The 11,761-nt window shown below is 73.6% G+C and carries 9 protein-coding genes; 2 read left to right on the forward strand and 7 right to left on the reverse strand.

Going from position 1 to position 11,761, the window contains the following annotated elements:
• The first annotated feature begins 124 nt into the window (after window positions 1-124).
• Window positions 125-796 (forward strand): bifunctional DNA primase/polymerase, encoded by a 672-nt coding sequence (locus AC2CHG_RS06705; RefSeq protein ID WP_355508170.1) that lies wholly within the window; start codon window positions 125-127, stop codon window positions 794-796.
• A gap of 466 nt (window positions 797-1,262) precedes the next feature.
• Here AC2CHG_RS06705 and AC2CHG_RS06710 read toward each other — a convergent pair whose 3' ends face one another.
• The 5 genes from AC2CHG_RS06710 to AC2CHG_RS06730 form a co-directional block, all read right to left on the reverse strand.
• On the reverse strand, window positions 1,263-1,994 hold the full coding sequence (locus AC2CHG_RS06710) for an FAD:protein FMN transferase (RefSeq protein ID WP_366621488.1): 732 nt from the start codon (window positions 1,992-1,994) through the stop codon (window positions 1,263-1,265).
• Between the two features lie 77 nt (window positions 1,995-2,071).
• Window positions 2,072-2,668 (reverse strand): FMN-binding protein, encoded by a 597-nt coding sequence (locus tag AC2CHG_RS06715; protein WP_357210383.1) that lies wholly within the window; start codon window positions 2,666-2,668, stop codon window positions 2,072-2,074.
• Between the two features lie 13 nt (window positions 2,669-2,681).
• The gene (locus tag AC2CHG_RS06720; RefSeq protein ID WP_366621221.1) at window positions 2,682-4,097 is read right to left on the reverse strand and encodes a ferredoxin reductase family protein; all 1,416 of its coding nucleotides are present in this window, start codon (window positions 4,095-4,097) and stop codon (window positions 2,682-2,684) included.
• The gene (locus AC2CHG_RS06725; RefSeq protein ID WP_355508451.1) at window positions 4,094-5,467 is read right to left on the reverse strand and encodes a DUF1501 domain-containing protein; all 1,374 of its coding nucleotides are present in this window, start codon (window positions 5,465-5,467) and stop codon (window positions 4,094-4,096) included. Before AC2CHG_RS06725 ends, AC2CHG_RS06720 begins: the two co-directional genes overlap by 4 nt.
• A 14-nt stretch (window positions 5,468-5,481) precedes the next feature.
• Window positions 5,482-7,530, reverse strand: a complete 2,049-nt coding sequence (locus AC2CHG_RS06730) for a DUF1800 domain-containing protein (protein WP_484524382.1) — start codon at window positions 7,528-7,530, stop codon at window positions 5,482-5,484.
• A gap of 446 nt (window positions 7,531-7,976) precedes the next feature.
• Here AC2CHG_RS06730 and AC2CHG_RS06735 point away from each other — a divergent pair, with 446 nt between their 5' ends.
• The gene (locus AC2CHG_RS06735) at window positions 7,977-8,234 is read left to right on the forward strand and encodes a DUF3040 domain-containing protein (RefSeq protein ID WP_135241429.1); all 258 of its coding nucleotides are present in this window, start codon (window positions 7,977-7,979) and stop codon (window positions 8,232-8,234) included.
• Between the two features lie 20 nt (window positions 8,235-8,254).
• Here AC2CHG_RS06735 and AC2CHG_RS06740 read toward each other — a convergent pair whose 3' ends face one another.
• Complete coding sequence (locus AC2CHG_RS06740; RefSeq protein ID WP_484524383.1) at window positions 8,255-9,265, reverse strand: SWIM zinc finger family protein; 1,011 nt, start codon at window positions 9,263-9,265, stop codon at window positions 8,255-8,257.
• Window positions 9,262-11,761 (reverse strand): DEAD/DEAH box helicase (locus tag AC2CHG_RS06745; RefSeq protein WP_484524384.1); only part of this gene is annotated, 2,500 nt, incomplete at its 5' end. The genes AC2CHG_RS06745 and AC2CHG_RS06740, both read right to left, overlap by 4 nt.

The raw sequence follows: 11,761 nt of genomic DNA on the forward strand, positions 1-11,761 counted from the left end.
TTAGTCACCTCAACGAGCGTGGGTTACGGCAGTGACGGCTTTCAACGTGTGGCTTGTGGACGGTTCGGCCTGTGAGCGGTTCGAGCCTGTGGACGGTTCGGCGGGACCAGAGGGGACGGCAGACATGTGGAGGAACGTCCGACCGCGCGTCGCTCACCTCTCGCCGCTGGAACGGGTCCGGCTGCGCCGGATCGCGGTGCGGTACGCGCTGCACGGCTGGCCGGTCACCCCCGGCGCCTGCCTGGCGAACAGCCGGTTCGTGTGCGGCCGGGCCGGCTGTCCCACGGTGGGCTGTCACCCGGCGCTGGAGGACTGGGAACACGCCGCCAGCGCCGACCCGGCCCGGGTGGCCACCTGGTGGCGCAGCCGCCCGCACGGCATCCTGCTGCCCACCGGCCGCGCCTTCGACGTCCTGGAGGTCGCCGCCCACCTGGGTCGGCAGGTCCTGGACGCGGTCGCCACCCATCCCGCCGGGTTCGGCGTACGCGGGCCCGCGCTGGTCACCCCGACCGGCCGCTGGATGTTCCTGGTACGCCCCGGCGACCCGCTGCGGCCCGAGTTGGAGCACTGCTTCCACGTGGTACGCCACGGACCCGGCTCGTGGATCCCGGCCCCGCCGACCCGGCTGCCCGAGGGGACGGTGCGCTGGGTGGTCGCCCCGGAGCAGGCCCGCTGGCAGCTACCCGACTCCTACCTGGTGCAGAACGCGCTGATCGCCGCGTTACGCGCGGCCGGGGTGACGCTCGGCGCGGACCTGTTCCCCGGTCATCTCCCGCTGCCCCGCCGCGGCCGCTGACGTCCCGGCACCCGGCCGGTGCCGCCGCAGCGCGTGCGTCCTCCCTGGTCACGGCGGGTCCGGTGACCCGGACGGGTGGCCGACAGCGACCTCACCGGCACCGGACTCGTTGAACCTGGCGAGGGCGCGTCTGCGCCAGAGCGGGGGTTTGACCATGTCCAGGGACGACGCTGCCCGCCACACCGGCGGTACCGAGCCGGCGCGGCCCCGCCGCCGCCTGCACCCGTGGGCCTTCACGCGCCCCTTGGGCGTCCGCCCCGGCCGTCCTCGCCCGACGGGCTCCCGCCCCGCCATCCTCCACCGCCCCCTCCGCTGACCCCGCCTCTCCTCTCCCTCCCAGCCCGCGCCTCGCCCCCCGACGCCCCGTTGATCATGAAGTTGGCGGTGCGACACGCCGGGCGGCGGTGCCGCTAACTTCATGATCGACGGGGCAAGGGGCGGGCGGAGGGCGAGCTGGCAGGGCGGGTCAGGAAGGCTGCAGGGTGGGGAGGGTGCGGGAGTGGTGTTGGTGGGCCTCGTCTGTGACCACGGCGTGCTGCCAGGGCGACGGTAGGCGGTCCAGCCAGGCCAGGCCCGGTTCGCCCATCGCCACCGCCGCTGTCGCGTACGCGTCGGCCACGCCCAGGTCCGGGCCCACCACAGTCACCGAGCGCAAGCCCGTCGCCGGTACGCCCCGGCGCGGGTCGACGACGTGGTGGCCGCGCTCGTACACGCCCGAGGTGGCGACCGCCAGGTCGGTGCCGGTCAGCACCAGACAGATCGCCGCCGCGTCCCAGGGATGCCGCACCCCGATCCGCCACGGCTCGCCTGTCGCGTCGTGGCCGCGTACCCGCACGTCGCCGCCCGCGTTCACGCAGTGGTTCGGCGCGCCCGCGGCGACCAGCCGGTCCGAGGCGACCTGCGCCGCCCAGCCCTTCACGTAGCCGGACGGGTCGAGGCGCCCGGTCGCGTACGCGTCGAAGAACCCGTCGGTGGCGGTCCACAGGTCGGCGCAGGCGGCCAGCACGGCCCGCAGGTCGGCGGAGGCGTCGGCGGCCCGCAGGTCGCCCCGGTCCAGCCGGCACACCTCGCTGTCGTCCCGGTACGTGCTGAACCGCGCGTCCACCTCGCGCAGCCAGCCGAACGTCTCCCCGGCCAGCTCGTGCAGGGTCGCCGAGGGCAGGTCGTCGGCCAGGTCGAGGCTGATCGCCGTACCCATGACGTGTTCGACCCGGCGCAGGCCGCGCCGGGCGGACGGGCCGGGACCGACGGCGGCACCGGCACGAGCCGGGACGGTCACGCCTTGTCCAGCGCGGCCTGCAACGACTGCTTGTACGCGGTGCTGGTGTAGGTGGCCCCGGAGACGGTGCTCAGGTTGGCGCTCTGCCGGGCCACCACCTCGCCGGAGGTGCCGCTGTAGCGGGCCTGCACGTCGTCGCTGCGCTGCCCGGACTGCCCGCCGAGCGGCAGTCCGATCGCGGTGGCGTCGACGACGCGGCTGCCGCTGAGCGTGATCCGGACCTGGAGCGAGCCGTACTCGTAGGTGACCGACGGCCCGGTCACCGTGCGGGTGGTGACCTTCGGCGCGCTGGTGGTGGTCCGCGGCGCGGCGGGTGCGGTGGTGGTACGGGTGCCGCCCCGGCTGGCCGCGCTGCGGTCGGCGGACGGCTTCGGGGTGGGCTTCGACGAGGCGCGCGGTGACGGGGTGACGTCGCCGGGCGCGGAGCCGGTGGGCGACGGCGGTTCGGGCGCGGCCGAGCCGCCGGGGGCGACCGGGGCCAACGCGACCGGTACGTCCGCTCCGGCCTGCCCGGCGCCCGGCGCGCCCTTGAGCACCACCAGTGCGGTGGTGCCGGCGGCCAGTCCGGTGATCGCGAGCAGCGCGCGACGCATGGGTAGTGCCTCTCTACAGCTCGAACGCGGTCAGGTGGATCTGGCGGCGGGGCACGCCCGCCGCCCGCAGCGCGGCGACCGCCTCGTCGACCAGGCCGCCGGGGCCGCACAGGTAGACGTCGCGGCGGGTCAGGTCGGGCACGAGCCGGCGCAGGCCCTCGGGGTTCATCACCTGGCGGGGGCCGGGGTCGTCACGGCGGCCGACGACGTACCAGACGGAGGTGTGCCGGGCCTGCGCGAGCCAGTCCAGCTCCTGGTGCAGCAGCACGTCGGCCGGGGTACGCGCCCGGTAGATCAGCGCCGCGCCGGGCGGCAGTTCCTCCAGCATCGCCCGCAGCGGCGCGATGCCGCTGCCCCCGGCGATGAGCAGCGCCCGTTCCCGGGTGCGGTGCGCGGCGGTGAACGTGCCGGAGGGGCCCTGCGCCCAGACCCGGGTGCCGGGCGTGAGATCCCGCAGCTCGGCGGTGTACCCGCCGACGACCTTGACGGTGATCCGCAGCCAGCGGTCGTTGGCGGCGGCGGAGACGGAGAACGGGTGCGACTGCCACCAGCAGCCGGGGTTCAGGAAACGCCAGCGGAAGAACTGCCCGCCGAGCAGGTCGATCTGGTTGAGCCGCTGCCCGGTCAGGTAGACCGAGACGGTGTCCGGGCTCTCCGCCACCACGTCGGCGACGCGCAGCCGGTGCCGCAGGTTGAACGCCAGCGGCGCGAGCATCCGGCCCCACACCAGCGCGGCCACGACCAGCAGGTACGCGGCGATCCAGCCGGTACGCACCGGCCCGGGCTCGTAGAGCTGCGCGCCGTTGCTGAACTGGTGCGCGTACCCGAGCAGCAGCGTGAGGTAGCTGGCGGCGTGCAGCAGGTGCCACAGCTCGTACGGCAGGCGGCGCCGCACGGCGCGTACCGCGGTGAACGCGACAGTGACCAGGATGCCCGCGGCGAGGAACGCGGTGACCATGTCCTCGTAGTCGGTCAGCAGCGCGCCGACCTCGCCGAGCACCGTCTTGCGTTCCTGGCGGGCGTAGCCGACCACCAGCAGCGACATGTGCGCGAGCACCGCCACCAGCAGCGTCGCGCCGAGGTCCCGGTGCACCCGGGAGATCCGCTCGCCGCCGAGCGCACGTTCCAGCACGCCGAGCCGGCTCATCATCAGCACCTGGACCAGCAGCAGGTAGCCGGCGATCAGCCCGGTGATCCGGCCGCCCGCGGTGAGCAGGTCGGCGGTGTCGGCGAGCGATCCGGCCGGTGTGTCCAGCCACCACGGTCCGACCGCGGCGACCAGGCCCAGCCAGAAGAGCGCGGCGAGCGCACGCCGGCCGCCGGGTCCGCGACGCGGACGACCCGGGGGTACGGGGGCAGCCGGACGGCCGCCGTACGGGGCGGGATGCCCGGTACGGCGGCCGGCGGCGCGGGTGTCCTGGTACGTCACGCGTAGATCTTGACCGGGGTGAACTTCTGCCGGGGGAAGACCTTGTCCACCTGCGCGGTGGTCAGGCCGAAGCGGCCCTGCGCGACCGACCCGTAGACGTTGAACATGTTGTTGTATTCCGGCACGTCGCCGCTGTCCAGCTTGTCCAGCCCGTTCCAGGTGCCGAGCAGCGAGTTCGCGAGCTTGCGGCCGGACAGCACGGTGACCACGCCGCCGTGCCCGTGGTCGGTGCCGCCGCCGTTCGAGCCGACCCGGCGGCCGAACTCGCTGGACACCATGATGGTCACGTCCGCCGACCGGTCGCCCAGGTCGGTGAAGAACGCGGCCATCGCCTTGGCGAGTTCGTTGAGCCGCCGCCAGAGCTGACCGCCCTCGCGGGTGCCCTGGTTCTCGTGGGTGTCGTAGCCGCCCATGCCGACGGTCGCCACCCGCACGTTCGCGCCGCCCTTGATGAGCTGGGCGAGCTGCTTGAACGCGTTCCCGACGCCCTGGTACTCGACGCCCTCGGCGGCGGCGTACGGCTTGGCGGCGAGCTTCTGGGCGGTGGCGAGCGCGCCCATGCCCTCGATGACCGCCTCCTCGACCGGGTGGTTGATGCCGGTGAACAGGCCGCGGATCGCCTTCTCGGTGGCCGCCCGGAACTTGTCGTCGCCGTTGAGCCGCAGGTCGCCGACGCTGTTGAGGGAGATCGCGCCGTTCACGCCGACGAGCGAGCGGGGCAGCGTGCTGCCGATGCCGACGCTGCGGAACGCGGTGCCCTTGCCGAGCGAGTCGACCAGGCTGTCCAGCCAGCCCCGGCCACCGGTCTCGCCGGGCAGGCCGCCCAGGTTGCAGGCGTCGGCGGCCTGGAAGTGGCTGCGGGACAGCCGCGGGTCGGACACGGCCGGCACGAAGCCGAGCTGACCGGCCTTGAGCCACTTCTCCAGCGGCGCGAACGCACTGGTCAGCTTGAAGCCGCGGGCCAGCGCCAGCGAGTCCTCACCGAGCAGCAGGTCGGGGCGGGCCTTGGCGAGCACCGGGTCGTTCGCCGGTGCGACAAGGCTCAACCCGTCCAGCCCGCCGTAGAGGAAGACGTGGATCAGCGTGCCGGTCTTGGTCGCGGCGAACGACGCCGAGGTGGTGACGAACTGCGCGGTCGCGAGCGCGGTCGCGGTCGCGGCGGCGCCGGCGACGAAGGTACGCCGGGTGACGCCCCGGCCGTCCTGCTGCGCCTCCTCGATCTCCTCCAGCCGGCGGTACCGGTCGGTCTCGGCCGCGTTCTCGGCCGCGACGATGTCCGCCTCCGCGCGCAGCAGCGCCTCGGCCGGGTTGTCGGCCAGCCGCCGCAGGTCGGGGCATTCGGGGTGCAGGGGGTACGGGTTCACGGTCATCTCCATCGAATGCCTCACCGGAGGTGGTGCTGGGGGGACGCGAGGATCGTCCGCGCGACAGCGGCGATGGCCCCGTTGAAGGTGGCGTCGACCTTGGCGCTCTCGGCCACACCGGCGACGGCGAGCACGAGCTTCTTCTCCTTGGCGCTCAGCTTCTGGTGCACCAGCCGCTGGGCGAGCGCGTCCACGTACGCCCCGGCGGTGGCCGGCGGCTTCGCCACCAGCTTCTCCGGCTTGACGAAGGTGAACTGCTTGCGGTAGCCGGCGATCAGGTCACCGGCCTCGTTCCAGCCGTCGATCATCGTGCCGGCGGAGGTCCAGGCCAGGTAGACGTCGGCGTAGCCGTCCGGGGTGGGCTTGCCCATCGGGTACTGGCCGAGTTCGCGCATCTTGTCCTGGATCTGCCGCAGGCCCTGCGCGAACGGGGTGCGCCGGTTGTCACCGGAGTAGTCGGGGGCCGCGTCCGGCGAGACGCCGAGCGCCCGGTAGGTGGCGACCAGGTACTCCATCGGGCGGCGTACCTTCTGGCCGACCGCGGCCCAGAACTCCGAGGAGCTGAACAGCGTCGCCAGCACCGGCCGGATCTGCCCCTTGTTCGTGGTGTACGCCTTCGCGAGCCGGTCCACCACGGACTTCGGCGGGGTGTCGGAGACGAACCGGGTGGCGAGGTTCTGTGCCACGTACCGCGCGGTCGACGGGTGCATCGCGATGTAGCGGATGTACGAGTCGATGACCTTGTCGGCGGCCACCGGGTCGTCGGAGTTGTTGGCGTGGCTGAACCCGAGGATCTTCACCTTGCCGAGGTAGTGCCGCTCGGCGAAGAACTTGTACTTGCCGTCGGCGACACCGCGTCCGGTCTGGAGCAGTGCGGCCTGACGGACGTCCTTCTCGGTGTAGCCGCCGTCGACGCCGACCGAGTACAGCTCCAGGTTCTCCCGGGCCAGGTTCTCGTTGACGGCGTCCTTACGCGAGTCGACCTGGTTCAGGTAGAGCAGCAGCGCCGGGTGCTTGTTCGCGGCGACGAGCATCTCCGGGTAGCTGCCCAGCGCGTGCTTGCGGATGACGTCCCGGTCGAACGCGTTGCGGTAGTTCTCCCCGCCGTCGAAGTCGGCGGCGACGTGCAGGAAGTCGTTCCAGAAGTCGACCATCACCTCGAACAGTTGCCGGTCGGACCAGATCTGCCGGGCGATGGTGGCGTCCACCGTCTCCCGGGCCGGGTCGACGCCCTTCTCGTTGAGCTGCTCGCGCTGGTCGCGCAGCTGCGTCGGGCTCAGCTTGAGCGACTGCAGCTCGGCCAGCTTCAGCTCGGCCTTCGTCGGGGCCTGCTTCTCCGGCTGGAGCTGCCCACGCAGCCAGTCGTCGATGCCGACCCGCTTGACCTCGGCCATCATCTTCTGCGTCGGACCGAAGGTGGTCCGGCTCAACAGGTGCCGGATCGGGTCCTTGGCGAGGACCGTCTTCACAGTCACCTTGGTCGCCGCGGCGGCTTCGGCCGGGCTGCCGTAGAGCCGGCCACCGGACGGCGCGTTGCGCTTGAGCGCCTCGCCGGCCCGGGAGCCCATGTAGCTCTCGTTCTGCTCGGTGTAGGTCCGCACCGTGCTGGGCTGCTGGCCACTGGGCCGGGCGGCGTTGCCATCGGTGGTCACCGTGCCGGTGGCGTCGCCGGCCGGCGCGTCACTGAACAGGCCGCGCACCTGCGGGGACATGGCCAGGGCGGCGCCACCGGCGACCACCACGGCACCGCCGAGGGTGGCGAGCGCCCGGCGCCGGCCACGCTTCGGGGCCTCGTCGCCGTCGTCGTCCAGGTCGGGCAGTCCACCGCCGGGCGGCGGGCCGTACCCACCGGCGGGCTGGGCGTAGCCGCCGGACTGGGGGTAGCCGGCGGGGGCCGGCGCGGCCGGGGCGAAGCCGTTCGGCCCGACCCACTGCGGGCCCGAGGCCGGGTGAGCGCCGGCGTGCGGCGCGGCGTGCGGGTCGCGGTACCCGTCCGGATGGGGGTGCTGGTATCCGTCCCAGCCGCGGTCGTCCCGGGGGCGACGCGGTGGCACGTTCAGGTCGGCCATGTACCTATCCCGTTTTCTTCGAGCGCCGGCACGCCTGCCACCCGGGGGGTCGGGTGGCGCAGGGGCGGCGACGGTTGCCGGAGAAGTTGCCTACGGGAAAGTAGCCATGCCGTCCCGAGCGCTCAAGGCGCGCCGAACGCGCTCGTGAGCGCACTTAAGACGGTGCTCAGGCCCGCCGCGAAGCAGCCGGCGGGGCGGCGGGGACGCGGCGACCTCCGGAGCAGGGCCGACCCGGGCGCGCACCGACCGGATGCGAGGTTTCGCACCCCGGTGACGCCGCCGGGAGCGTTCACCGCCTCACCGAAACTTAAGGTACGGATAAGCCTGCGCTGAGAACCTCGTTCCGCCTGTCCGGTCCGGCGAAACAGCAGCAGCGGCGGCGCGTGACCCGCCTCCGATCCGGGTATGCCGCCGAACCGCTGAAGCCGTGAGGGGAAGGCACCGCCATGCTCAGCCAAGAGGATCAGCGCAGGTTCGAACAGATCACCCGCCAGCTACGAGAGAGTGATCCACGATTCTTCGCCCGGTTGGACAGCCGGATCAAGGGCCGCCGGGGCCGGTACATGATGCTGTTGACGATCGTGCTGTGGGCGTCGCTACCGGCGATGACAGTGCTCGTCGGACGGCTCGCCGGGGCGATCTGCGCGGTGGTGCTCGTCGCCAACGCCGCAGTGATGTGGCGCTTCCGCCGCCGCCTCCTTTAGGTGTAAGGAGGGGCCCCTTATTAACGCTCGCCTGCGGCTTCGCCGCGGCCGAACTCCCGGGGGGACGCGGCTTCGCCGCGACCGAACTCCCGGGGGGACGCGGCTTCGCCGCGGCCGAACTCCCGGTACGCCCGGCGCAGCCGCTCGGCCAGGCCCGGCCCGCCGATCCCGGCACCGGGTGAACCGAGCTGGCGCAGCAGCAGCTCCGGGCCGGTAGCGAGCGTGGGCGGACGGTCCGGCAGCGCCACCGGCGACAACCAGAACCGATCCGGCTCGGCGTCCGCCTCGACCGGCGGCAACCCGGCCAGGGCCCGCGCCGCGCCGACCACCGGCACACCGGTCGGCTCCGGCTCGACACCCGGCACCGCCTCCGCGCCCGCACCCGCGCCACCGATTCCGCCCGGACCGCCGGCTCCGCCCAAGCTGCCGGTATCGGCGGCGCGCAGCGTACGCAGACGGTCCAGCAGCTCGGTGCGGGATCGGCCGCGCCAGTGCAGCAGGTGGAACGGGTCCGCGTCGAACGCCTCGGCGAGCAGATAGAACGTGGCCGCCAGGTGTTTGCACGGCACCGCGAAGTCGGGGCAGCCGCAGCGCTGGTCCAGCTCGCCGATCTCGGCCGGGAACAGCGGCGCGCCCGCCTCGGCGAACAGCTCCTCCAGTTCGGCCGGCAGGTCACCGGCGAGCAGCCGGGCGCTGAAGAACGCCTGCCCGGCCAGTTCGGCCTCGATCCGCCGCCACACCCTCTCCGGGTACGCGGCCAGCCCGATCCGCACCGGGTACGGCCGTGGCCGGGAGCCCTGCACCTCGGCGGTGACCTCGCCCGGCGACACGTCCAGCCGGAGCACCTGGCCCCGGCGCGCGTACGCCCGGCCGCGGGTGAGCCGGGAGCCGAGCGCGAACGACTCCAGCACCTCCACGAAGCGCCGGGACCACCAGGACTGACCGATCGCGCCCCTGGTGCTGCGCGCCCGCAGGCCGCCCTCGACGCGTACCGGCGGCCCGTAGTCCTCGAACCGGTTGAACGGGCTCACTCGACCACCGCCCCGGCCTCCAGCCGGAACAGGTCGCGCAGCGTGTCGGTGGACAGCTCGGTGACCCACTGCTCGCCGCTGCCCACCACCGACCGGGCCAGGCTGCGCTTGTCGGCGATCATCGCGGCCACCTTCTCCTCGACGGTGCCGGCGCAGACGAACTTGCGTACCTGGACGCGGCGGCGCTGTCCGATGCGGAACGCCCGGTCGGTGGCCTGGTCCTCGACGGCCGGGTTCCACCACCGGTCCACGTGCACCACGTGGTTGGCGGCGGTCAGGGTCAGCCCGGTGCCGCCGGCCTTGAGGGACAGGACGAACAGCGGCGGACCCTGCGGCGTCTGGAACCGGGTCACCATCGCGTTCCGTTCGGCCTTGCCGACGCCACCGTGCAACAGCAGCACCTCCCGGCCGGTACGCGCCGACAGGTGCCCGCGCAGCATGCCGCCGAACTCGGCGTACTGGGTGAACAGCAGCGCCTTCTCCTCCGCCGCGAGCACCTCGTCGACGATCTCGTCGAGGCGTTCCAGCTTGCCGGACCGGCCGTCGAGCGCGGATCCGTCGTGCAGCAGCTGGGCGGGATGGTTGCAGACCTGCTTGAGCCGGGTCATGGTGGCCAGCACCAGCCCGCGCCGCTCGATGCCGTCGCTGGACTCGATCTTCGCCATCATGTCGTCGACCACGGCCTGGTAGAGGGCGGCCTGTTCGGCGGTGAGGTTGCAGACCACCTCCATCTCCAGCTTCTCCGGCAGGTCGGTGATGATCGTCGGGTCGGTCTTGAGACGGCGCAGTACGAACGGGCCGGTGATCCGGCGCAGCCGCTCGGCGACCTCGGCGTCGCCGTGCCGCTCGATCGGTTCGGCGAAGCGCTTGCGGAACGTCGCGGCCGGGCCGAGCAGCCCCGGATTCGCGAACTGCATGATCGACCAGAGGTCGGCGAGCCGGTTCTCCACCGGCGTACCGGTGACCGCGACCCGGTGCCGCGCGGGCAGCGACCGGACCGCCTCGGCCTGGCGGGTGGCGGCGTTCTTGATCGCCTGCGCCTCGTCCACCACCACCCGGTGCCAGTCGACGCCGGCCAGCTCGAACGCGTCCCGGGCCGCCACCGAGTACGTGGTGAGCACCAGGTCCGCCTCGCCCACTGCGGTCGCGAAGCTCTCGCCCCGGGCGCGCTCGGCGCCGTGGTGCACGTGTACGCGCAGCCCGGGCGCGAACTTCGCCGCCTCGCGCTGCCAGTTGCCGACGAGCGACATCGGGCAGACCAGCAGCGTGGGCCCGGCTTCCGGCGGGTCCCCGGCGAGCAGCGCGAGCAGCTGCACGGTCTTGCCGAGGCCCATGTCGTCGGCGAGGATGCCGCCGAGCCCGAGCGACTGGAGGAACGCCAGCCAGGCCAGCCCGCGCCGCTGGTACGGCCGCAGCGTCCCGGTGAACCCCGGCGGCGGGTCGGCCGGGGTGAGCCGCCGTTCCGCCTCACCGGCGAGCAGTTCGCCGAGCGCGCCGTCGGCGACCACGTCCAGCACCGGCAGCTCACCGGCACTGTCGTCACCGGACAGTCCCATCCGGAGCAGGTCGGCCACCGTCAGCTCGCCGGAGGACCGCAGCAGCTTCAGCCCGGCCTCCAGCCGCTGCGGGTCCAGCTCGACCCACCGGCCGCGCAGCCGGACCAGCGGCGATTTCAGGTCGGCCAGCGACGCCAGTTCCTCGGCGGTCAGCGGCTCGTCGCCGAGCGCCAGCTCCCAGCGGTAGTCGACGAGCGCGTCCAGCCCCAGCTTCCCGGTGTTGGTGGCGACAGCACCCGGCGCGGTACGGCTGCGCGCCCGCAGCCGCGCCCCCAGCCGCGACGAGGAACGCCGCCACCACGACGGCAGCAGCACCCCGAACCCGGCCGCGTGCAGCACCGGCGCGCCCTCGCGCAGGAACCGGTGTGCGCCCTCGGCGTCCAGTTCCATGCCCTCGGGCGCGGCGGTACGCAGCGCGGCGTCCACCTCGGGCCACAGCCGGCTGGCCCGGCCCAGCTCGGCGAGAAGCGTCTCCTGCGGCTCCACGCCCCGGGCGGCGAGCGCCGGTGCGGGCCGCTGCCAGATGTGCGCGGCGTCGACCACGAGTCCCGGCTCGTCGGCCGGGTGCAGGCCGAACTCGACCCGCCACACGGCGTCCTCGACCAGTTCGGCGACCGGGTCGACGGCCGGTTCGACGAGGCGGAACGTGGCCCGTACCGCGCCGCCCGCGGCGTCGCGCTGCCAGGTGTCCAGTTCGTCGCGCAGCGTCGCCAGCGCGTCCGGCTCGTGCGGGAAGGCGCGTTCCGGGCCGGTGAGCGCGGCCAACCAGCGCGGCACCGCACCGACCGGGCGCATCCCCCGGTGCAGCCGGGTGTCGGTCAAGGCCACCCGGGCGGCGGCGTCGACGAGCGCGTCCAGCGCCTCCGCGACCAGCTCACCGGCCCCGATGTCGTCGGCCCGTCCGGCCCACGCGCCGCCCGTCGGACCGCCCGCACCGACC

Source organism: Micromonospora sp. ATLC20 (assembly GCF_057196585.1).